Annotated in this window: 18 protein-coding genes and 1 pseudogene; 11 read left to right on the forward strand and 8 right to left on the reverse strand. The window is 72.0% G+C overall.

Going from position 1 to position 20,659, the window contains the following annotated elements:
- From AB0F88_RS14530 to AB0F88_RS14545, 4 genes and pseudogenes are all read left to right on the forward strand, one after another.
- A pseudogene (locus AB0F88_RS14530) lies at positions 1-535 on the forward strand (IS3 family transposase); the annotation flags it as partial.
- Between the two features lie 158 nt (positions 536-693).
- On the forward strand, positions 694-1,338 hold the full coding sequence (locus AB0F88_RS14535; RefSeq protein WP_362682549.1) for a TetR/AcrR family transcriptional regulator: 645 nt from the start codon (positions 694-696) through the stop codon (positions 1,336-1,338).
- Positions 1,335-1,550, forward strand: coding sequence for a ferredoxin (locus tag AB0F88_RS14540; RefSeq protein WP_362682552.1), 216 nt, complete (start codon positions 1,335-1,337; stop codon positions 1,548-1,550). Before AB0F88_RS14535 ends, AB0F88_RS14540 begins: the two co-directional genes overlap by 4 nt.
- Entirely contained in the window at positions 1,537-2,811 is a 1,275-nt protein-coding gene (locus tag AB0F88_RS14545) for a cytochrome P450 (RefSeq protein WP_362682555.1), read from the forward strand. Before AB0F88_RS14540 ends, AB0F88_RS14545 begins: the two co-directional genes overlap by 14 nt.
- 166 nt (positions 2,812-2,977) lie before the next feature.
- Here the strand turns inward: AB0F88_RS14545 and AB0F88_RS14550 are convergent, their stop codons facing one another.
- The gene (locus AB0F88_RS14550; RefSeq protein WP_362682558.1) at positions 2,978-3,865 is read right to left on the reverse strand and encodes an LLM class F420-dependent oxidoreductase; all 888 of its coding nucleotides are present in this window, start codon (positions 3,863-3,865) and stop codon (positions 2,978-2,980) included.
- A 534-nt stretch (positions 3,866-4,399) separates the two neighbouring features.
- Between AB0F88_RS14550 and AB0F88_RS14555 the strand changes: the two genes are divergently transcribed.
- A complete protein-coding gene (locus AB0F88_RS14555) occupies positions 4,400-5,782 on the forward strand; it encodes a S1 family peptidase (protein ID WP_362682561.1) in 1,383 nt (460 codons plus the stop codon).
- Positions 5,783-5,866: 84 nt separating this feature from the next.
- Here the strand turns inward: AB0F88_RS14555 and AB0F88_RS14560 are convergent, their stop codons facing one another.
- The 3 genes from AB0F88_RS14560 to AB0F88_RS14570 form a co-directional block, all read right to left on the reverse strand.
- Positions 5,867-7,183 carry a hypothetical protein gene (locus tag AB0F88_RS14560; protein WP_362682564.1) on the reverse strand — a complete coding sequence of 439 codons (1,317 nt, stop codon included), beginning with the start codon at positions 7,181-7,183 and terminating at the stop codon, positions 5,867-5,869.
- A 9-nt stretch (positions 7,184-7,192) separates the two neighbouring features.
- Positions 7,193-7,579 (reverse strand): hypothetical protein, encoded by a 387-nt coding sequence (locus AB0F88_RS14565; RefSeq protein WP_362682567.1) that lies wholly within the window; start codon positions 7,577-7,579, stop codon positions 7,193-7,195.
- Between the two features lie 115 nt (positions 7,580-7,694).
- Positions 7,695-8,534: a copper resistance protein CopC gene (locus AB0F88_RS14570; protein ID WP_362682570.1), complete on the reverse strand. Its 840-nt coding sequence runs from the start codon at positions 8,532-8,534 to the stop codon at positions 7,695-7,697.
- 353 nt (positions 8,535-8,887) lie between these two features.
- Between AB0F88_RS14570 and AB0F88_RS14575 the strand changes: the two genes are divergently transcribed.
- Positions 8,888-10,273, forward strand: coding sequence for a glycoside hydrolase family 16 protein (locus AB0F88_RS14575; protein WP_362682573.1), 1,386 nt, complete (start codon positions 8,888-8,890; stop codon positions 10,271-10,273).
- Between the two features lie 198 nt (positions 10,274-10,471).
- On the opposite strand, the gene AB0F88_RS14580 is transcribed toward AB0F88_RS14575, so the two are convergent.
- The gene (locus AB0F88_RS14580) at positions 10,472-10,903 is read right to left on the reverse strand and encodes a cold shock domain-containing protein (protein WP_362682576.1); all 432 of its coding nucleotides are present in this window, start codon (positions 10,901-10,903) and stop codon (positions 10,472-10,474) included.
- Positions 10,904-11,122: 219 nt separating this feature from the next.
- On the opposite strand from AB0F88_RS14580, the gene AB0F88_RS14585 reads away from it, so the two are divergent.
- Complete coding sequence (locus AB0F88_RS14585; RefSeq protein WP_362682579.1) at positions 11,123-12,094, forward strand: threo-3-hydroxy-L-aspartate ammonia-lyase; 972 nt, start codon at positions 11,123-11,125, stop codon at positions 12,092-12,094.
- Between the two features lie 68 nt (positions 12,095-12,162).
- On the opposite strand, the gene AB0F88_RS14590 is transcribed toward AB0F88_RS14585, so the two are convergent.
- Positions 12,163-13,113 carry a glucosyl-3-phosphoglycerate synthase gene (locus AB0F88_RS14590; protein ID WP_362682582.1) on the reverse strand — a complete coding sequence of 317 codons (951 nt, stop codon included), beginning with the start codon at positions 13,111-13,113 and terminating at the stop codon, positions 12,163-12,165.
- 131 nt (positions 13,114-13,244) lie between these two features.
- Between AB0F88_RS14590 and AB0F88_RS14595 the strand changes: the two genes are divergently transcribed.
- Entirely contained in the window at positions 13,245-15,521 is a 2,277-nt protein-coding gene (locus AB0F88_RS14595; RefSeq protein ID WP_362682585.1) for a hypothetical protein, read from the forward strand.
- A gap of 18 nt (positions 15,522-15,539) precedes the next feature.
- On the opposite strand, the gene AB0F88_RS14600 is transcribed toward AB0F88_RS14595, so the two are convergent.
- Positions 15,540-17,009 carry a helix-turn-helix domain-containing protein gene (locus AB0F88_RS14600; RefSeq protein WP_362682588.1) on the reverse strand — a complete coding sequence of 490 codons (1,470 nt, stop codon included), beginning with the start codon at positions 17,007-17,009 and terminating at the stop codon, positions 15,540-15,542.
- Between the two features lie 434 nt (positions 17,010-17,443).
- On the opposite strand from AB0F88_RS14600, the gene aceA reads away from it, so the two are divergent.
- The gene (aceA, locus tag AB0F88_RS14605; protein WP_362682591.1) at positions 17,444-18,736 is read left to right on the forward strand and encodes an isocitrate lyase; all 1,293 of its coding nucleotides are present in this window, start codon (positions 17,444-17,446) and stop codon (positions 18,734-18,736) included.
- A gap of 270 nt (positions 18,737-19,006) precedes the next feature.
- Here aceA and mihF read toward each other — a convergent pair whose 3' ends face one another.
- The gene (gene mihF / locus AB0F88_RS14610) at positions 19,007-19,315 is read right to left on the reverse strand and encodes an integration host factor, actinobacterial type (RefSeq protein ID WP_362682594.1); all 309 of its coding nucleotides are present in this window, start codon (positions 19,313-19,315) and stop codon (positions 19,007-19,009) included.
- A 163-nt stretch (positions 19,316-19,478) separates the two neighbouring features.
- Between mihF and AB0F88_RS14615 the strand changes: the two genes are divergently transcribed.
- Both AB0F88_RS14615 and AB0F88_RS14620 read left to right on the forward strand, forming a co-directional pair.
- A complete protein-coding gene (locus AB0F88_RS14615; RefSeq protein ID WP_362682597.1) occupies positions 19,479-19,652 on the forward strand; it encodes a hypothetical protein in 174 nt (57 codons plus the stop codon).
- A 376-nt stretch (positions 19,653-20,028) separates the two neighbouring features.
- Positions 20,029-20,316 carry an HU family DNA-binding protein gene (locus tag AB0F88_RS14620; protein WP_344750228.1) on the forward strand — a complete coding sequence of 96 codons (288 nt, stop codon included), beginning with the start codon at positions 20,029-20,031 and terminating at the stop codon, positions 20,314-20,316.
- Positions 20,317-20,659 lie beyond the last annotated feature (343 nt).

Below are 20,659 nucleotides of genomic sequence, written 5' to 3' on the forward strand. Positions count from 1 at the left end.
ACTTCTGTGCCGAGGAGCCGAACCGGATCTGGACCGCCGACATCACGTACGTGCCGACCTGGCAGGGCTTCGTCTATCTGGCGGTGGTGCTGGATATTTTCTCCCGCCGGATCGTCGGCTGGGCGATGGCCGAGCACATGCGCACCGAGTTGGTGACCGATGCGCTGGCGATGGCGCTGCACCAGCGCCGCCCCGAGGCCGGGGTGATTCACCACAGCGACAAGGGGGGTCAATCACCTCGATTGCCTTCGGCCAGCGCTGTGAGCAGGCAGGTGTCCGCCCGTCGACGGGCCGGACCGGGGCGTGCTTCGACAATGCGATCACCGAGAGCTTCTTCGCCTCGCTGGAGTGCGAGCTGATTGACCGGAGCACCTTCCGCACCAGGTCAGAAGCCGAACGGGCCCTGTTCAGCTACATCGAGGGCTTCTACAACCCGCGCCGCCGTCACTCCGCCAACGGCCAGCTCAGCCCCGCCGAATACGAACGCCGACACGCGCTCAAGAACGCCCAAGACCTCGACTATGCTGCCGCGTAGTCGCAAGCCCTGATGTGTCTATCGAACCGGGGCAACTCCAACTCTCAAGTCGACTCTCAAGATCCGCGCCGAACTCTCAAGTTCGACAGTGCCAGACACTCATCCCAAATGCTTCCGACATTGTTGACATATCAAATGAACGTTCTTTTAATTGGCGCATGGGGCGTATCGCGGGCGTCACCGCCACCGAGACCCGGGAGCGGCTGCTGCGCGCGGCGGCCGAGGCCTTCGCCCAGCGCGGTTATGACGGCACGCGCGTGGCCGACATCGCCGTGGCCGCGGGGGTGAGCAACGGCGCCCTGTACGCCCACTTCGGCTCGAAGGCCGAGCTGCTGGTGGCGGCGCTGCGCGCGCACGGGCCGCAGCTGCTGGCCAAGTTGTTCGCCGCCGACCCGGACCGGCCGATCACGGAGTTGCTGGCCGTCGTCGGCCGCGGGCTCCCGCGCCGGCGCGACGCCCACGGCTACCTCATCGTCGAGGCGCTCGTGGCGGCGCGGCGCGACGAGGACGTCGCCCGGCCGATGCGCGGCTACGTCGGCGAACGCACCGACTGGCTCGCCGGGCTCATCCGTGCCGCCCGGAACGACGGCGAGCTGGACGGCGAGCTGTCGCCGGACGCGCTGGCGCACTTCTGCCTGCTGCTCGCGATGGGCAGCGCGCTCGTCACACCCGATCTGCACCCGGTCGACGACGGGGAGTGGGCCGCGTTGCTCGCCCGTGTCGTCTCCGCCCTGGCCCCTGCCGGCACCGCAGCACAGACCTCGGCCCCCGGCACCACAGCACACAGGGGAGCGTCACAGTGAAAGTAAGGATCGACCCCGAGCGATGCCAGGGACACGGTCGCTGCTACGACCTCGCTCCCGGCCTGTTCGGCGAGGACGACGAGGGCTACGGGCTGGTCGTCGGCGACGGCGTCGTACCCCCGGGCGAGGAGCAGACCGCGCGCCTGGCCATGGCGAACTGCCCGGAAAGAACGATCGAGATCCTTCAGGAGGCGCGACATGACCGTCGATGACCGCTTCGACCAGCGGGAATTCGAGGAGAGGCTGCGAGAGCGCCCTGACGGCGTGCGCAACGAGGTCATCACCGGACCGGTCTCCGACTGGGCGACCGACTTCTCCCACACCGAGCCGGAGTGGGCGGCCGACCCGTACCCGATCCAGGACGACCTGCGGCAGCGCTGCCCGATCGCGCACACCGACCGGTTCGGCGGCGCGTGGCTGCCGACCCGCTACGAGGACGTCGCGGCCATCGCCTACGACACCGAGCGCTTCTCCTCCCGGTCGGTCGTCATGAGCAACTTCCGGCCGCCGCGCGAGGTGGCGCCGGTGGGCGGCACGCCGCCGATCTCCTCCGACCCGCCCTTCCACCACGACGCGCGCAAGCTGCTGCTGCCGATGTTCACCAGGACGGTGGTCTCCAGGCAGGAGGCGGCGACGCGGGCGTTCTGCCACTCGCTCATCGACGGGCTGGAGGGGCAGGACGTCATCGACGCCGCCCGCGACTACGCCCAGCACATCCCGACGCGCGTCATCGCCGACATGCTGGGCTTCCCGCCCGAGGACGGGCCGCAGTTCCGTGAGTTCGTCGAGAACGCGCTGGAGGGCATCAACCTGCCGCCGGAGGAGCGCATCCCCCGGATGGAGAAGCTGTTCAGCTACCTGCTGGCGCAGATCCGCGACCACGTCGACAACCCGCGGGACGACCTCACGACCTACCTCGTCAACGCGGAGCTGTACGGCAGGAAGCTGGAGTCGCTCCACGTGGCGGGCACGATGGCGCTGCTGCTCATCGCCGGCATCGACACGACGTGGAGCGCGATCGGCGCCTCGCTGTGGCACCTGGCCAAGACTCCGGCCGACCGCGAGCGCCTGGTCGCCGAGCCCGCCCTGCTGCCGACCGCGATGGAGGAGTTCCTCCGGGCCTACGCGCCGGTCACGATGGCGCGGCTGGTCAAGGAGGACATGCACTGGCGCGGCGTCGACATGAAGGCCGACGACTGGGTCCTGCTGTCGTTCCCGGCGGCCAACCGCGACCAGGCCCAGTTCGACCGGGCGGACGAGGTCGTCATCGACCGCGAGGTCAACCGGCACGCCGCGTTCGGCCTGGGCATCCACCGCTGCGTGGGCTCGCACCTGGCCCGCATGGAACTGCAGGTCGCCCTCGAGGTCTGGCTGGAGCGGATCCCGGCCTTCAGCCTCGACGACCCGGCGGCGGTGACCTGGGCGACGGGTCAGGTCCGCGGGCCGCGCACGCTCCCGCTCCGCATCGGCTGACCGGGCCCGGGGCGGGACGGATCACCTACGCGGGGCGCCACAGGGCGCTCCCGTCCCGTCACGGGCATCCGCGCGACCCGCGACATCGTCCGCGTCCGGTGTGGCGGCGTCGAACACGGTCCGGTCCGGGCGTGACGGATCGCGTGACCGCGGCGCGGGCCCGTGCTCAGCCGTCCAGCGGGAGCGCCCCGGCCAGGCGACGCCACGCGTCGCGCGGCAGGTCGTGGAAGGGGTCGTCGGTCACCACCTGGATCGCGAGGTGATCGGCTCCCGCGGCCAGGAAGTCCACGGCCCTCCCGGCGACGGCGTCGGCGTCCCCGAGCGCGAACACCGCGTTCACCAGCCGGTCGCTGCCGCCGTCACGGAAGTCGTCCTCCTCGAAACCCAGCCGGAGCAGGTTGTTGGTGTAGTTGGGCAGCTTCAGGTAGAGGCGGAGATAGCCGCGCGCGGTGGCGCGGGCGCTTTCGAGGTCGGGATCGAGGACGACCTTCAGCTCGGGGGCGAGCAGGGCGTGCTCTCCCAGGATCTCGCGGGCCCGGGCCGTGTGTTCGACGGTGACGAGGTACGGGTGCGCGCCCGCGGCCCTGTCCCGGGCCAGCTCCAGCATCCTGGGGCCGAGAGCGGCCAGAACACGCGCCTGCGCGGGCACCGCCTCGGCGGCGGAGTCCAGCGCGTCCAGATACTCCCGCATCGCGGAGTACGGGCGCGCGTACCGCTCGGTGAAGCCCTCGTGGCTCACGCCGAGCCCCAGGACGAAGCGCCCGGGATACCTTCGCTCGAGAGCGGCCCGCCGGGCGGCCACCTCGGCGGCCTCGTAGTCCCAGATGCTGAGGATGCCGGTGGCCACGGTGATGCGAGGGGCCGCCTCAAGGACCGGTACGGCATAGTCGACGGCCGGGCTCCCGCCGAGCCAGAGGGTGCCGTACCCCAGCGCGTCCAGCTCGGCCACCGCGTCGTCGAACTCGCTCGTGTCGGCCGGGCCGTCGCCGCGCGACGCGTTGCTCCAGGCCCCGCTCCAGATGCCGAACCTGCCCAACCGGCTGTCTCGCGGCATGACGACCTCCCTGAACACAGGCGAACTGAACATAGGCGAACTGAACATGGGCGAACATGTCTGCCGCCCTCGGTCCTGCTCGCGGGAGCGAGGCGCGGCCACCGGCCCTCCGATGACACACCGGTCCTCCCACCTGCCCCTTCATCTCCACCATGTCCCGCGGTCAAACCGAACGTTCGCCCACGCTCCCGGGCGATGCCGGGTACCCGACCCGATGCGAAGAAGTTCGCGAACGCTGCCGGGAACCGGTGAAGTGCCCGACCGGAGCCGACCGTCGCGGGCGCGGGGAGCGCGGGCGCCGGCCCTGGCCTGGAGGTACCGGCCCGCCGCCCGGGATCAGCGTGGCGCCCGGCCTTGACCTGGAGGTACCGGCCCGCGGCGCGGGATCATCCCTCCCGCGTGGCGCCCGGCTTTACCGGCCGGAACCGGCCGCGGCTGGACTAAGGTGGCGGTGCCCCTGTCGCGCGGCCGGCCCGCGACGCGGGATGACCTCCCCCCTCACGCTTCGGAAGCCGAGGTCGAGGAGAGACTCACATGTCCCGCAGCCACATCGCCGCCACGGGGAGCGTCCTGGCGATCACCGCGCTCACCCTGACAGCCCTCCCGGCCGTCGTCGCGCACCGGGCGGCGGGCGCCGCCCACGTCCCCGCGCCTGCTCTGACACCTTCTCCTGCCGTCACCACGCCCCGGCCCGCGGGCACCGCACCCACCCCGCCGGCACCGACCCCGACCGCCTTCGCCCCGACGGTCCTCACCCCGGTGGCCCCACCTCGGACGGCGGCGAGCACTCCCCCCGCGATAAACCTGCCGCGGGGCGTCATCGAGGCGCTCCAGCGCGACCTCGGTCTCACCAGGAGTCAGGCCGAGACCCGGCTGCGCAACGAGATCCGGCTGGCACCGGTCGAGGAGCGGCTGCGCGAGGAGCTCGGCGGCCGCTTCGGCGGCTCCTGGCTCACGGGAACCCTCGCGCAGACCCTCGTGGTCGCCACCACCAGCGCCGCCGACATTCCGAGGATCATCTCCGCGGGCGCCAGGGCCGAGGTCGTCCGCGCGTCGCTGGCGACGCTCAAGGCGATCAAGCGGAAACTCGACGAGGCCCTGCCCGACCGCCCGATCGGGGGAAGCGTCCGGTACGTCGACGTGCGGAGCAACAAGGTCGTCGTCCTGTCCAGGCACGCCTCGGTGACCCAGAACGTCCTCAGGTCCATCGGGGTGGACACGGACCTGGTGGTCGTGGTGGCCTCCCAGGAGAACCCGCGTCCCCTGCACCTCGTGGAGCGTCCCCCGTACGGCCTCAAGGGGGGCGACGCCTACTACGTCGGGGAGAACCGCTGCTCCGTCGGCTTCCCGGTGACCCGCGGGACCCGGAGAGGGTTCGTCACCGCCGGCCACTGCGGCAGGAAGGGCGACGTCACCACCGGCTTCAACCGGATCGCCCAGGGCACCTTCCAGGCCTCGACCTTCCCGGTCAGCGACTTCGCGTGGATCGCGGTGAACGACCGCTGGGCGCCCACGGCGGAGGTGCGCGGCGGCGGCGCGGGAACCACCGTGCCCGTCGCCGGCGCCAGGGCGGCCGTCGAGGGCGCCTCGGTCTGCCGGTCGGGCTCCACGACCGGATGGCACTGCGGCCTCATCCTGCAGCGCGACGTCAGTGTCGTGTACCCCATGGGGAAAATCTTCGAGATGACCCGTACCAGCGTCTGCTCGGAGAGCGGCGACTCCGGCGGCGCCCTCGTCTCGATCGACCAGGCCCAGGGGGTCACCTCCGGCGGTTCCGGCGACTGCACCCCGAACGGCACGGGTGGCGTCACCTACTTCCAGCCGATCCGCGAGATCCTCAAGACCCACCGGCTGACCCTGATGACCGCCGCCCCCGCCCCGCTCCCGGCCCCCGCCCTCGCCGGGCGGGTCCGGTAGCCGACCGGTCCGGCGGGCAGGACCGGTCGGCAGGCAGGACCGGTGGCAGGGCCGGTGGCAGGGCCGGTCCGGTGGCAGGGCCGGTCAGCCCGCGAAGAGGAGAAGCAGGCCCACCACCGTGTAGGCCACCATCAGGACGAGGAGCGGAATCTGCCCGATGACGGCGGTCCGCCGCGGGAACAGGGCCAGCGCGCGGTCGTGGGCGAGCACGGTGCCGAGCACGTGACCGACGACGATGACCGTCACCTGGAGCATGGCGATCCCGGCCGGGGAGGTGCCGATCGCCTGGACGGTCCACCCCGCGGTGCCCAGCCAGTCGGCGCCGGTGACCAGCGGATCGGAGAGCAGGGCGAGGGTCCGCTGCCCTTCGAGGAGGAGAAGCGTGTAGTAGTGGGCGACCACGTACCCGACGGCGATCGGGACCACCGCGTGGGCGAGCTCGCCCGCCGTCGTGCCCGGCTCCGCCGCGCCCCACCTGCCGGCCAGCGAGGTCGCGCCGCGGTAGGCCGCGAGCACCAGGCCGATGACGACGAGCAGGCCCACCGTCCCCATGACCGGGGCCGGCACCGCGCTCTCCTGCACGAAGCGCACCCAGACCGGGGCGTTGGAGAGGCTGTCGTACATGGTGGAGCCCAGGAGCACCACCACCAGCACCGTCAGCCCCGGCACCGGCCGCAGCCCTGCCATCCCGTCCAGCGAGTTGCGCCAGGTCACGACGCCGTCGGGACCTCTCACCACCGGCGCGAGCCGGCCGACGAGGGTGCTGTAGACCTCGAACGCGTCCGCGTGGTCGAACCAGCGCGACCCGAAGAGCACCGCTCCCCCGAGCATGAACACGACGTACACGGCGAGCCAGGTCCCGATGACGGGCAGGGTGGCCCGCTCGGGGGCGACGAGTTCCAGCCAGACGAAGGCGAGGAGACCACCGGCGGCGGGCCAGTAGCCGAGCCCGCCCGGCAGCGGGCGCAGCCCGGTGCCGGGATCGCGTCCGAGCCCCCGGCAGGCCAGCAGGTGCAGCGTCCGCAGCGGGTTGAGGACCGGCCACACCGGCCCGAACAGCAGCGAGAGCGGCACCAGGCCGACCCAGAACAGGACGTAGAACACCCCCGCCGTGGGGTTCTCGACCTTGTCCGGGCCGAAGAGCAGGCCCACGCAGAAGTACGCCGCGGCGACGAGCCCGGCGACGCGCCAGAACCACGGCCACGCCCGCGCGGACACCACCCCCTGGACCAGGGAGGCCAGCGGGCGGGGACGGCGGAGGTCACCGCCCAGCCGCGGCTCGGTCCACAGGGCGCCCAGCGCCACGAACGACACCAGCAGGGCGAGGATCGCGCCGGTCAGCGCGGCCTCGAAGGGGATCGGCAGATCCTGGCGACCGCCGATGCCGTGAGCCAGGAACATCACGCCGGCCTAACGCACCACGAGCTGGAAGAGCTGCAGCTTCGAGTGGTGGGTCTCGACCTCGAACAGCCCGTCCTGGTCGGCGACGAACTCGATCGTCGCGGGGGTGCCCGGCTTCAGGTCCGCCGCCTTGTCGTAGCCGTGGACGTGCGCCTCGTCGGCCGCGTCACCGGTCACCGTGATCCGTACCGTCTGGCCCTTGGCCACGTCGATCCGTCCGGGCGGGGGCGTCACCTGCCGTCCGGCGATGGTCACCGCGATCTCCTTGACCGTCGAGGCGCCGGGGGCCGCGCTGGGCGAGCCGCAGGCCGTGGCCGTCAGCAGGGCCGTCAGCATGGTCACGCCGAGCATGAGCGCGGCGAGCAGCGGGCGGCGGCGGGCAAGGGGGGGCGTCATGGCTGTTCTCCTGGGGTGGGGGTGTCAGGCCGGCGCGGAGGCGGCGGGCCGGCCTGGCGGCGGGGACGGCGAATCGGTACGGGGGGCGGCGCCGGCGGGGCCGGGGACGGGCCGGTCAGCGCCGTTTGGCGGTCTTGACCGGTTTGGCGCCCTTCGCCTTGCGCGACGCGGTCGCGGGCCGGCCCGGGGGCGTTCGCGCGGGCGGGCCGGTGGGACGCCGCCGGACCTGCGCGCCGCGGGGCGACGGCCGCCGTGCCGCCCGGACCACCATGAACCCCACCCCGACGACGAGGACGGCGGGCAGCAGCCACACCGACAGGTCGAGGCCCGAGGCGGCCTGGGGCGCGTTCGACGCCGCGGCCTGCGGCGTGGTCTGAGGCGTGGCCTGGGGGGTGACGGGCGCGGCCGCTCCGGCCGACGGTCCGGCGGCGCCGGGTTCCGCGGGGTTGAGCAGCGCGGGGTCGGGCTCGTTCACGGGGGCCTTCCAGCCCTTGGGCGGTCCCGACGTCTTGCCCTTGTAGGTGAACTTGACCTCTCCGGTGACCTTCTCGCCGTCCGAGGCGACCGACATGTAACGGGCGACGTACAGGCCCTGCTCCGGCCAGTACGCGACCGGGACCATCGCCGGGAACCCGGTGTGGTAGAGGTTCGGCTGCCAGGTGCCGTCCACGAGGTTGTACTCCGTGACCGGCTCGTCGAGGCGCTTGGGCTGCCCGTGCGACCACGGCTCGTCGACGCGGGCACCGCTGGGGGTGGTGACGGTGAAGTACGCGTTCGGGGCGGGCTTCTCGGTGAAGTAGAGCGCGAGCGACTCCAACGGTTCTTTCACCGTGCTGTCCTTGGCCGGCGTCGACATCGCGAGCTGGCCGTGCGCGGACGCGGGCGTCGCGAGGGCGGTCAGCGCGACGCCGGCGACGACGGCCAGCACGAGCAGCTGACCCAACCAGCGCGCCATCGCCACCTCTGCTCTCCACCGGAAAGGCCCACTGGCCCTGGAAACCGCGGGCGATCCCGACCGCTCAAGGTCAATTCCCGTCGAGAGTAGCCGCTTTTGTCCCATATGAACAGAACTTCGACGCGCATCCAACCAAAGAGCGTCAGGGACTGTGAGCCACGCCGTCCCGCACCCGTTCCGCGACGCGAGGCGGACTCCCCCTGACCTCGCGGCCGGGCTTTGAGAGCGCTCTCAGGCTTTTTCCGACGGAGGTGTTGACCAAACTTAACCTTCGCGTAACAGTGAAACCAATCGGTCTTTACGCTGCAGCGACGTTCGGCCGTCCTTCTCGTTCGCCCTGTGAGAGGTTCCGAATGAGCAACCCCCCGCGAAGAAAGCGCTCTCTCGGATGGATCTCGGTCATCGCCGCCGCCCTGGTGCCGACGCTGATCGCGATCACCGCCCACGCCTCCGTACCGTCGACTCCGTCCGGGTGGTCCCTGGTGTGGAGCGACGATTTCAACGGCGGCGCCGGATCGCTCCCCTCGTCCGCCAACTGGATCGTCGACACCGGCCACGCCTACCCGGGCGGCCCCGCCAACTGGGGCACCGGTGAGGTCCAGCGCTACACCGACAGTCCCGCCAACCTGAGCCTCGACGGCGGCGGGAACCTGCGCATCACCCCGATCAGGAGCGGGAGCGAGTGGACGTCGGGCCGCGTCGAGACCCGCCGCGCGGACTTCAAGCCCGCCGCCGGGCGCGTCCTGCGCATCGAGAGCCGCCTGCAGATGCCCAACGTCACCGGCAGCGCGGCCCTGGGCTACTGGCCCGCCTTCTGGGCGCTGGGAGCGCCCTACCGCGGCAACTACTGGAACTGGCCCGGCATCGGCGAGTTCGACATCATGGAGAACGTCAACGGCGTCAACTCCGTCTGGGGCGTGCTCCACTGCGGCGTGAACCCCGGCGGCCCCTGCAACGAGACCACCGGCCTCGGCGCCAGCAGGGCCTGCCCCGGCTCCTCCTGCCAGTCGGCGTTCCACACCTACCGCTTCGAGTGGGACCGCGCCGTCACGCCGAACCAGTTGCGCTGGTACGTCGACGGGCAGCAGTTCCACAGCGTCAGCCAGGCGCAGTTCGACGCCGGGACCTGGAACGCCATGACCGGCCACCAGGGCTACTTCCTGCTGCTCAACGTGGCCATGGGCGGGGCGTTCCCCAACGCGCTGGCCGGGCCGACCCCGACCTCCGCCACGGTCTCGGGACGCCCGATGCTCGTCGACTACGTGGCCGTCTGGCAGAGCGGCTCCGGCTCCACCCCCACTCCGACGGTCACGCCACCTCCGGGCGGGGTGGACGCCCGCTCGACCATCCAGGCCGAGCGCTACCAGGCGCAGTCGGGCACGTCGCTGGAGACCACCACGGACAGCGGCGGCGGGCAGAACGTCGCGCAGATCGGCAACGGTGACTGGCTGCGCTTCGACGGCGTGAACTTCGGCACCGCGGCGGCCACGCAGTTCAACGCCCGCGTCGCGTCCGGGGCGGCCGGAGGGGTCAGCGGGCTGGTCCAGGTGCGCCTCGGCAGCCCGACGGCCACCCCGATCGGCGACTTCGCCGTCGGCAACACCGGGGGCTGGCAGAGCTGGCGCACGGTCCCGGCCAACATCGGCGGGGTGACCGGGACCCACACGGTCTACGTCACCTTCAGCAGCGGGCAGCCCGCCGACTTCGTCAACCTCAACTGGTTCTCCTTCGGCGGCTGACCCCCGGCCACCGGGCCCACCGCGGCTCGCGCGCCCCCCGGGACGCGCGAGCCGCACCGCTCCGGATCACACCCGCCGCGCCCCGTCCCGCCGGAGAGACACCGGAGAGACACCGGCCCGCCGGGGAGACGTCAGCCCGCCGGAGAAACGCCGGCCCGCCGGGGAGACACCGGCCGACCGGGGAGACACCGGCCGGCCTCAGTCGTCGACCCAGCCGTGGGACCGGGCGAACGCCAGGAAACGGCTCCTGACCTGCCCGATCTGCGCGCCCGTCAGCGTGGGCGCGTGCTCGATGAGCAGCTCGGTCACCGCACCGCTGAAGGACTTCGCCGACAACACGTCGCACACACCGTCGTCGTCACCGAGCTGCTGGGGGGCGGCGGTGGCGACCGGGGACGCCGCCGCGACCGGCCGCCGGACCGGCGGCGGGTCCAGAAGGGTGACGGTCGAGACCTTCAGGCCGCGCTCGCCCTCCATGACCTCGTACTCCACCCGCAGACCGGGCTGGACGGCGTGCCGGCTCTCGCCGAAGTCATTGGCGTGGAAGAACACATCCTCGCCGCCGCCGACGGCGGCGATGAAACCGTACCCGCGCACCTCATCGAAACGAAGAATCGTACCGAGTGCCACAACAACACCACCTGCACAGAGAATCGCGCCGCTTCGCTACCACTGTCCGGAACTATCCGGACAGTGAGTCCGCCTGCCTGTCACACCGGACGACCTGATGCTAGACCGGACGGCGCGCCATGTCCGAGCCGATTCCATGACACCGCCCGGTCCACCGGCTGTCCGGCGGGGATGGCAGGCTTCGAGTCCGAAGCCGTGCCGACCGAGAAGAGGCAGCCGATGTCCCCGTCACCGACGCCACCGACCTACGACGACGTCCTGAGCGCCGCCGCCCACATCGCGCCGCAGGCCCACCGCACCCCCGTGCTGCGCTCGCGTCGCATCAACGAGAGCGTCGGCGCCGACGTGGTGTTCAAGTGCGAGAACTTCCAGCGGATGGGCGCCTTCAAATTCCGCGGCGCGTTCAACGCGCTGTCGCGCTTCACCCCCGAACAGCGGCGCGCAGGCGTGGTCACCTACTCCTCGGGCAACCACGCCCAGGCGATCGCCCTCGCCGCCCGGCTGCTCGACATCCCGGCCACGATCATCATGCCGCACGACGCGCCGGCCTCGAAGGTGGCCGCCACCGAGGGGTACGGCGGGAAGGTCGTCCGCTACGACCGCTACACCGGGGACCGGGAGGAGATCGGCCGCGCGCTGGCCGCCGACCACGGCTTCACGCTGATCCCGCCGTACGACCACCCCCACGTGATCGCCGGTCAGGGCACCGCGGCCAAGGAGCTGTTCGACGAGGTCGGCGACCTCGACGCGCTCTTCGTCCCCCTGGGCGGGGGCGGCCTGCTCTCCGGTACGGCGCTGTCGGCCCGGGCGCTGTCGCCCGGCTGCGCGCTGTACGGGGTCGAGCCGGAAGCGGGCGACGACGGGCGGCGATCGCTGCGTGAAGGCTCCATCGTGCACATCGACACGCCCAAGACCATCGCCGACGGCGCGCAGACCCAGCACCTCGGCGCCCACCCTTTCGAGATCATCCGCCGCGAGGTCGACGACATCGTCACCGCCACCGACGCCGAACTCGTCGGCGCCATGAGGCTCTTCGGATCCGTCATGAAGATCGTCGTCGAGCCCACCGGCTGCCTCGGCCTGGCCGCCGTCCGCAACCTCGCCGCCGAGCTGGCCGGGAAGCGGGTCGGTGTGATCGTCAGCGGGGGCAACGTCGACCTGGAGCGCTACGCGTCACTGCTGGCCTCTTGACCGTCCGCCCCGCACCCGAGGTCCCGGCCGCAGGGCGCGCCCGGCCGGGAGGCGAGCCGGGGTCGTGGTCAGCGAACGGGACGGTAGGCCGGGATCGTGACCATCGGGGGGCGTTCGGCGACGGCGACGTCCCGGACGCTCACCTGGTGGCCGTCCGCGCCCCGGCGGAACTGGGCCAGGCGGGGAGAGGGCCGGTGCAGGGAGACCATCATGTTCTGGCGTTCCAGGCGCGACCACGAGGTCTGCAGGATCTGGGCGGCCATCCCGCCGAGCGCCTCCGTCGACTGGTGGGAGTGCACCCGGCGGCCCAGGTCGACCTGGGCCAGGGCGTCGAGACCGGCGAGCTCGAGCAGGTCGATCAGCAGGGCGAGCTCCACCCCGTAGCCGGTGACGAACGGGACGCTCTCCAGCACGGACCTGCGCCCGGCGTACTCCCCCGCGAGGGGTTGCACGAACCCGGCCAGCCGCGGCCAGTGCAGGTTGAGCAGGGGGCGGGCGACCAGCTCGGTGACCCGCCCGCCGCCGCTCGGCACGTTCCGCAGGGGCCGGTCGTAGCAGCCCTTGACGTAGACCACCGCCGGGTCGGCGAGCAGCGGGCCGAGCAGCCCGGTCACGAAGGAGGTGCGGAACTCGCGCAGGTCGGCGTCGACGAAGACCAGCAGGTCGCCGGAGGTCGCGGCGAGGGACTTCCAGAGCGCCTCGCCCTTGCCGTCCAGCGGTTTGAGATCGGGCAGGACCTCGTCCTGGGCGATCACCGTCGCCCCGGCCCGCGCGGCGCGGGCGGCGGTGTCGTCGACGGAGCGGGAGTCGATGACCACGAGCTCGTCGACGAGCGGCACGGCCTCCATGAGATCGCGGCGGATCGCGGCGACGATCTCCCCGACCGTCTCCTCCTCGTCGCGGGCGGGCAGCACGACGCTGATCGTCGTCCCCCCCTTGGCCCTCAGCAGCTCCGGCAGCGCCCAGTCGGCCGAGGATGAGGTGCGCCCGCGTAGCCACGCCTCGACCTCAGGCAGCACGACCCGTCCTTTCCATCACCTCGGTGGTTAGGGGTATCACCTTATGTGGCGCCGATTCCGCACACCTACCGGCTCCCGCCCCCATCGCGCAGGTGGGAAGATCAGTCCAGTCCGGAACGAGGGGGGACGGCATGAACCCGGTAGCCGTGATGCGGGCGGCGCGCGGCGTCCGCGACGAGCTCGACAGCTTGATGGGCGGCGCCTCCGGCGAGCTTCGCGACCGGCTGGATCCGCTGCTCGCCGAGGCGGGCAGCCGGCCTCCCGGGCAGCTGGCCGACGCGGTCATCATGCTCATCGCCGAGTACGGCCCCGCCTGGGACCGGCTCACCACGTTGCTGAGCCTGGACCGGGGCATCACCGCCGAGCAGGTGCTTCCCCTGCTCTCCCGGGGGGCGGGAGCCGAGTCCGGCTCGCACGGGAGCGGCCCCGGCTCGCACGGGGGCGGCGGGAGCAGCCTCAGCCCTCCGCCGCCGGGCGGCGCGGGTCCCACGCCGCCCTCCTGGGGCACGGCGCCGCCGACCGGTGCGGACCCCTCCGGCCGGGATCCGGCCGACGCTCCGCAGACCGCCGCCTACACCCCGGACTGGACGCTCCCCGGCGCGGAGGGGCAGGGGCATCCGGCGCCGGGTCCCGGGCGGGCACCGCGGGACCGGGGCGGGGACCCGCACGACGACGAGCGCGACAACGGGTACGGCGACATGCCGTCCACCGGCGCCATGAGCGCCGACTGGCTGCGCCCCGACCAGGTGCCGGACGCCGCGCCCCCTCAGTCCCCGCCGTCGCCTTCGCCGTCGCCGGGACCGTCGTTCGCGTCGCCTTCGCCGTCGCAGGAACCGTCGTTCGCGTCGCAGGAACCGTCGTTCGCGTCGTCGCAGGAACCGTCGTCCCAGGAGCCGCCGTTCCCCCGGCCGTCGCCGTCCCGGGAACCGCAGGACCCCCAGGTCCCGTCCCCGTCCCCGTTCCCCGGGACACCGCAGGCCCCCCAGGGGTCACCGCCGCCGGCGCCGGCCGAGCCGCCCGCCACGGCGGCGGCTCCCACCGAGGGGCGGGGGCCCTCGGTCCTCGACCGGCTGACCGGCGCCTTCCGCAGGCGGCGCAAGGAGACGCCCGCCGCGGCGCCGGGGCCCGAGTGGAAGGGGATCCCGCTGATCGAGTCCCCCGCCGAGGCGGTCGCGGGCTGGGGTGCCGAGGTGGCGATCGGCGTCGCCCCCGGCCAGGGGCAGGACGGCACCGCGACGCCGCGCGAGCCGCTCGACCTGGACATCCAGATCGTCGCCGAGGGCTTCGACGCGCCCGGCGGGTGGCGGGTGCGGCTGCGCGCGGACGAGACGGCACCGTACCCGCGCGCCTCGGTCAACCTGATCGCCCTCGCCCAGGAGGAGCCGGAGGTCTCCCGGCAGATCCAGGCGGCCTACACGGTACGCGGCCAGGTGATCGGGTTCGGCCTGCGCGCGATCACGGTCCACGGCTCGCCCGGCAGCCTGAGCGGGCACGAGGCGCTGGAGCCGGTCTCGGGTACCCGCATCCGCCCGGCCCTGATGGGCGAGCCCGCGGACGTCACGGCGATCATCGTGCACGGCGACAGGCCGGGACGGCTGTGGTGGACCTACCAGTCGCCGCACTTCGTCACCCCCGACCGCGCCGAGCTGTGCGACCTCGGCACGCGGGCCTCGGAGTTCGGCGGGCGTCTGACCGGGCGGGGCGGGCTCTCCGAGGAGCTGGGACGGGAGGTCGGCTCGCGCGTGCCGTGGGGTTTCTGGGAGTTGCTGAACGCGGTGGCCGGCCGGGTGGCGCCGCGCCGCCCGAGCGTGCTGATCCTCTCCCAGGAGCCGCACGTCCCCTGGGAGCTGGCCGTGCTGGAGCATCCGTACGACCCCTCGCTCCCCGGTTACCTGAACTGCCAGACGGTGACCGGCCGCTGGCCCCTCGGCGGGCGGCGTCCCGAGCTGCCCCCTCCTTCGAGCGCGCGCGCCGACCGCGTCGCGGTGGTGTACGGCGAGGCGCGGGCGCATCCGCTGGTGACGGAGTACGGCGCCACGCAGGTCTCCCCCGCGCTCGGCGACGTCCTGGGCGTGCTCGGCCAGGGCCCCGAGGTCGTCCACTTCACCGACGGCGGGGCCGCGTCCGAGGCGCTGGGCCACGAGCTGGCCGGGAACCCGTTCGTCTTCCTGGAGGAGCCGGGGGACGCCCGGGCGTTCCTGCTCGCGGGCGCGAGCGGGGTCGTCGCCCCGCTCTGGCCCGCCGGTGGCGGGCTGTCGCCGGAGTTCTACCGGCGCTGCTTCGCCGGTGAGCCGCCGGCCGAGGTGCTGCGGTCCATGCGCGGGCAGGCCCCCGACAGCGCGGGCGCCTACCAGTTCCACGGCCACCCGTCCCTGACGCTGCACCGGACGGCCCCGCCCGCGGGGTGAGGCCGGGTGCCCGCGCGTTCAGCCCGCGGCGTGGCGCTCCAGGAAGGTGTAGACGTCGGCCTCGTCCACCCCGGGGAAGGAACCGGGCGGCAGCGCGGCCAGGATGTGGGAGTTGCCGCGGGCCGAGGGCCAGGCGTACCCCTCCCAGCGCTGGGTCAGCTCGGCGGGCGGGCGGCGGCAGCAGTCGCCGGTGGGGCAGCCGGACTTGGTGCGGGTGGTGACCTCCCGGCCGCGGAACCAGCGCGACTCCCGGTACGGGACGCCCAGGGTGATGGCGAAGTCGCGCTCGCGCGAGATGTCGACGTGGGCGAGGCAGAAGTAGGTGCCGGTGGGCGAGTCGGAGTACTGGTAGTGGACGGAGAAGCGGTCGGGTGACAGGAAGACCTGGCGCCCCGACCACTGCAGGCACATGCGCTGGCCCTCGATCGCGCCCTGCTCGTCGGCGGGGAAGACGATGCCGTCGTTCTCGTACGCCTTGTAGATGATCCCGTCGGCGTTGTTGCGGACGAAGTGGCAGACCAGGTCCAGGAAATGGGTGGCCAGGTTGGTGAAGCGGTGCGCGGCCATCTCGTAGGAGACGGCGAACACGTCGCGCAGGTCCTCCACGCTCAGCGCGCGGTCCTTCTTGGCCTCCCGCAGGTACGGCACGGCGGCGGCCTCGGGCACCAGGACGGCGGCGGCGAAGTAGTTGGCCTCGGTCCGCTGGCGCAGGAAGTCGGCGAAGTCTCGGGGCCGGTGGTGGCCGAGGGAGAGGTGGCCGAGGGTCTGCAGCAGGATCGTCCGCGGGGTGTGCATGCCGACCTGCTCGTGCTTGACGTAGATGCGCCGGTTGCGCAGGTCGGAGATGGAGCGCACGGTGCGCGGCAGGTCCTGGACCGTCTGGACGGTGTAGCCGAAGTGGCCGACCAGCGCCTGGACCGTGCTCTGCGACAGCGCGCCCGAGCGGTAGCCGACCGCGGCGAGCGCCTCGGCGGCGGCCTGCTCGATCTCCGCGAAATAGTTGCCCTGCTCACGCTGCTTGCGGCGGAGCTCGGCGTTGGCGGCGCGGGCCTCCTCGGGGGTGGCGGTCCCCCTGGCCTGGCGTGAGCGCAGCTCACCGTAGAGGCCGAGGATGTGTTCGAGCACGTCGTTGGGGACGCGCGCGGAGAGTTTCAGCTTGGCCAGGCCGAGCCCGGCGTACAGGGGGTCGCGCTGCGCCTCCTCCAGGGCCATCTCCAGCTGGGCCCGCCGGTTGGGGGCCTGCCTGCGGAGCAGCTCCTCGATCGGCACGTTGAGCGCGGCGGCCAGGGACTTCAGCAGCGACAGCTTCGGCTCGCGCTTGCCGTTCTCCAGCAGGGAGAGCTGGCTGGGCGCGCGGCTCACGCGTTCGCCCAAATCGGAAAGGGTGAGGCCGCGCTGCTTGCGCAGGTGTCTCAGCCGCTGGCCGAACGCGATGAGATCGAGCTCCTGCGTCAAGGAAAGCGGTTCTTCACCCACCAAAGATGCCATGGCCCGATGCTAAACGAAATTTCCGAGGAAATTTCATCTCCTGGCGGGTCGTCCGGGCGAATGTCGCCGAGCCCGCCCCCGAAGCGTCGGACGCGCCCGCCCCGAGCCCGCCGCGCGCGCCGCCGGGGCCCGCCGGGCACGCCCGCGCGGCGGGGTCCGGCCACCGTCGACGATCACCGCGCCGGCCCGCCGGAGGCCCCCGCCGGCCCGGAACCGGCGCGCGCGACCCGGCGCGGACCTTCGCACACCTGATCCCAGCACAAGGATTGGTCTAGTCCATAGAGAAAACTATTAACTTCTTCCCTTCCAAATACCGATGAGTATTGATACGAGGAGAATAATCTCCATTCTTTCGTCCGAGTCGACCTTGTTTGCCCGTTTCGTCGAGGCACACACTCGAACTAGGCACCCAGGGGACGAAAAGGAGTCGCATCATGAATGATCGCCTCAAGGGAGCCGCAGACGAGCTGCGGCGCGAGTGGGAGAGCAACCCTCGCTGGAAGGGGACGGCGCGGACCTACACGGCCGAGGACGTGGTCCGGCTCCGGGGCTCCGTCCAGGAGGAGCACACCCTCGCCCGGCTCGGAGCCGAGCGGCTGTGGGACCTGCTGAACACCGAGGACTACGTGCACGCCCTGGGCGCGCTGACCGGCAACCAGGCCGTGCAGCAGGTCAAGGCCGGGCTCAAGGCCATCTACCTGTCCGGCTGGCAGGTCGCCGCCGACGCCAACCTCGGTGGCCAGACCTACCCCGACCAGAGCCTCTACCCGGCCAACTCGGTCCCGGCCGTCGTGCGGCGCATCAACAACGCGCTGCTGCGCGCCGACCAGATCACCTGGTCGGAGGACGACCGGGACGCGCCGCACTGGCTGGCGCCGATCGTGGCCGACGCCGAGGCCGGCTTCGGCGGCGTGCTGAACGCCTTCGAGCTGATGAAGGGCATGATCGCCGCGGGCGCCGCCGGGGTGCACTGGGAGGACCAGCTCGCCTCGGAGAAGAAGTGCGGCCACCTGGGCGGCAAGGTGCTCATCCCCACCGGCCAGCACATCAAGACCCTCAGCGCCGCCCGCCTCGCCGCGGACGTGCTGGGCGTGCCGACCCTGGTCATCGCGCGGACCGACGCTCAGGCCGCGACCCTGCTGACCACCGACGTCGACCCCCGCGACCAGGCGTTCACCACCGGCGACCGTACCGCGGAGGGCTTCTACCGGGTCCGCAACGGCGTGGACGCCTGCATCGCCCGCGGCCTGGCCTACGCGCCGCACTCCGACCTGCTCTGGATGGAGACCTCCACCCCGGACCTGGACGTGGCCCGTGAGTTCGCCGAGGCCATCAAGGCCGAGTACCCCGACCAGATGCTGTCCTACAACTGCTCGCCCTCGTTCAACTGGAAGAAGCACCTGGACGACTCCACCATCGCCAAGTTCCAGCGCGAGCTCGGCCACATGGGCTACAAGTTCCAGTTCATCACGCTGGCGGGCTTCCACTCACTGAACCACTCGATGTTCGACCTCGCCCGCGGCTACGCCGAGGACGGCATGACCTCCTACGTCGAGCTCCAGGAGGCCGAGTTCGCCTCCGAGGCGCGCGGCTACACCGCCACCCGCCACCAGCGCGAGGTCGGCACCGGATACTTCGACCTGGTCAGCACGGCCATCGCGCCGGACTCCTCCACCACGGCCCTGAGGGGGTCGACGGAGGAGCAGCAGTTCGCAGAGGCTCACTGACTCTCCGGACCGGGCCCGGCCGGACGGCTCCCAGGGCATGGGACGGTTCCCCCCGGACGAGCCCGACGACCAGGTCGACAGGCCCCGCCGCACGGATCTCCCGAATCCGCGCGGCGGGGCCTCCCCGTCTTCTCGGCCCCTCCCGCGCCGTGCGTCCCGCGCACCGGCCACGGCGGCCCCTCCCGCACCGATTCCCCACGGGTTCCCCACGGCCCGCGTCCCCGGGAGCTCTGCCCCCGGGGACGCGGACGGCGGACGGCGGGCGGCATCTCAGCGGCCGACGGCCTCGATGAGCTTGCGGCGCTGCTGGGTACCGAGACCTCCCAGACGGCGCGCCTCGTCCACGTCCGCCTGCGCCATCAGCTGCGCGGCCTTGACGGTCCCGACTCCGGGCAGGGCCCGCAGAGCCTGCGACACCTTGATGCGCTTGGCGATGTCGTCCTCACGGCCAAGCAGTTGCTCCAGGCTGAGCGCGCCGGTCTTGACCTCGGCGAGAAGCTTGGCTCGAGCTGTACGGGTCTCGGCGGCCTTGACCAGGGCGGCCTGACGCTGTTCGGGGGTGAGCTTGGGCAAAGCCATGGTGTTTTCTCCCTGATGACGGTAATTCCAGCGTCCTGCTACCCAAAGCCACCAGGTTAATCATCAGAGGACATACATATAGATCCACAGCCTCCATGCCGTGTAGCACGATATGCCCGTTTGGTTACCCCGCCCTTACCCGGTTCTCCGTAGCCTCGAGCTCATGGGTATCTGGCGAAGCCCCCAGGGCATCGAGGTCGAGGCGATCGTGGTCCGCGACGGCCCCTGTCTGCTGGTCACCCGCTGGATCGACGGGCGGCGGGTCCTGGTGGCGTACTGCATGAGCATTCGCGAGGTCGGAGAGCACGTCGACCTCGCGGAACTGGTCCCCGCGTAGCGAACCCCCGTGTATGCGAACGATCAACGGCCGATCACGTCCGAGTCTTGTTCGGTACGCGTGTCAACTCCCGCGACCCCTGAGGCGTCAAGTAGTCAGGGAGGCTCGATGGATGTTCTGATCGGCCTCGTTGACGAAGATCTCCTCCTGGAGCTCATCCTCGTCGAGGCACTGCACACGGAGGCGGAACGGCTGGCCGCCCAGCCCGACCGCTGAACGAGGCCGGGTGCCCGCCACCCGAAACGGCGGGCACCCGCGCGGCGAGCGGAAGACGGCCGGCCGCGCGGGGACCCCGTCACCGCGGAGACGTCACACCCGCGCGGCGAGTGGAGAACGGGGCTCGATTCACCGGGTGGTGATGGCGTTAACTGTTCCCATGAACAAGCGCGAGCTGATCGAGAAGGCCGCCGCCGAGGCCGGGCTCACCCGGAGGCAGACGGCCGCGGCTCTCGACGCGATCCTGGGGACGATCCAGACGGCCGTGGCGGCCGAGGACAAGGTGGCGATCCCCGGGTTCGGGTCCTTCGAGATGGTGCACAGGCCCGCGCGGAGCGGGCGCAACCCGCAGACCGGGGAACCGCTGGAGATCGCGGAGACCTGGACGGCGAGGTTCAAGCCCAGCCCGGGTTTCATGGGCCTGATCCGCCAGCGCAAGAAGGACTGATTCCCTCAGGCCCGTGTCGCCGTCCACAGCGTCATCGTCCCCGGCATCTCCGGACCGTCCACGACGTCCCTGTCCACGACGTCACCATCCGGGACGGGACGGGACGGATCGGAGGACCGCGGCGGGAGAGCGGCGGCGGGAAGGCGGCGGCCCCCGGGGAAGTATCCATTCCCCGAGGGCCTGGAGTGCCGCCATATCGCGGCACCGGCACGTTTAAGGATCCGGGTCACTCATGATGAGGTCGCACTCTGCCGTTAAGTTATAGACGCACGTGGAGCGTCCAGCGGGATTCGAACCCGCACTCGACCATCGTCGCCCGCATCCGTTCGATCCGGCGCCCGGC

It is taken from the genome of Streptosporangium sp. NPDC023963 (assembly GCF_040639135.1).
Lineage (GTDB): Bacteria > Actinomycetota > Actinomycetes > Streptosporangiales > Streptosporangiaceae > Streptosporangium.

What these genes read in the sequence shown, in the direction of transcription:
- AB0F88_RS14535 (WP_362682549.1), top strand. Translation starts at nt 694, where the DNA reads ATGGGGCGTATCGCGGGCGTCACCGCCACCGAGACCCGGGAGCGGCTG.
- AB0F88_RS14545 (WP_362682555.1), top strand. Translation starts at nt 1,537, where the DNA reads ATGACCGTCGATGACCGCTTCGACCAGCGGGAATTCGAGGAGAGGCTG.
- AB0F88_RS14550 (WP_362682558.1), bottom strand. Translation starts at nt 3,865, where the DNA reads ATGCCGCGAGACAGCCGGTTGGGCAGGTTCGGCATCTGGAGCGGGGCC.
- AB0F88_RS14555 (WP_362682561.1), top strand. Translation starts at nt 4,400, where the DNA reads ATGTCCCGCAGCCACATCGCCGCCACGGGGAGCGTCCTGGCGATCACC.
- AB0F88_RS14560 (WP_362682564.1), bottom strand. Translation starts at nt 7,183, where the DNA reads ATGTTCCTGGCTCACGGCATCGGCGGTCGCCAGGATCTGCCGATCCCC.
- AB0F88_RS14565 (WP_362682567.1), bottom strand. Translation starts at nt 7,579, where the DNA reads ATGACGCCCCCCCTTGCCCGCCGCCGCCCGCTGCTCGCCGCGCTCATG.
- AB0F88_RS14570 (WP_362682570.1), bottom strand. Translation starts at nt 8,534, where the DNA reads ATGGCGCGCTGGTTGGGTCAGCTGCTCGTGCTGGCCGTCGTCGCCGGC.
- AB0F88_RS14575 (WP_362682573.1), top strand. Translation starts at nt 8,888, where the DNA reads ATGAGCAACCCCCCGCGAAGAAAGCGCTCTCTCGGATGGATCTCGGTC.
- AB0F88_RS14585 (WP_362682579.1), top strand. Translation starts at nt 11,123, where the DNA reads ATGTCCCCGTCACCGACGCCACCGACCTACGACGACGTCCTGAGCGCC.
- AB0F88_RS14595 (WP_362682585.1), top strand. Translation starts at nt 13,245, where the DNA reads ATGAACCCGGTAGCCGTGATGCGGGCGGCGCGCGGCGTCCGCGACGAG.
- AB0F88_RS14600 (WP_362682588.1), bottom strand. Translation starts at nt 17,009, where the DNA reads ATGGCATCTTTGGTGGGTGAAGAACCGCTTTCCTTGACGCAGGAGCTC.
- aceA (WP_362682591.1), top strand. Translation starts at nt 17,444, where the DNA reads ATGAATGATCGCCTCAAGGGAGCCGCAGACGAGCTGCGGCGCGAGTGG.
- mihF (WP_362682594.1), bottom strand. Translation starts at nt 19,315, where the DNA reads ATGGCTTTGCCCAAGCTCACCCCCGAACAGCGTCAGGCCGCCCTGGTC.
- AB0F88_RS14615 (WP_362682597.1), top strand. Translation starts at nt 19,479, where the DNA reads ATGGGTATCTGGCGAAGCCCCCAGGGCATCGAGGTCGAGGCGATCGTG.
- AB0F88_RS14620 (WP_344750228.1), top strand. Translation starts at nt 20,029, where the DNA reads ATGAACAAGCGCGAGCTGATCGAGAAGGCCGCCGCCGAGGCCGGGCTC.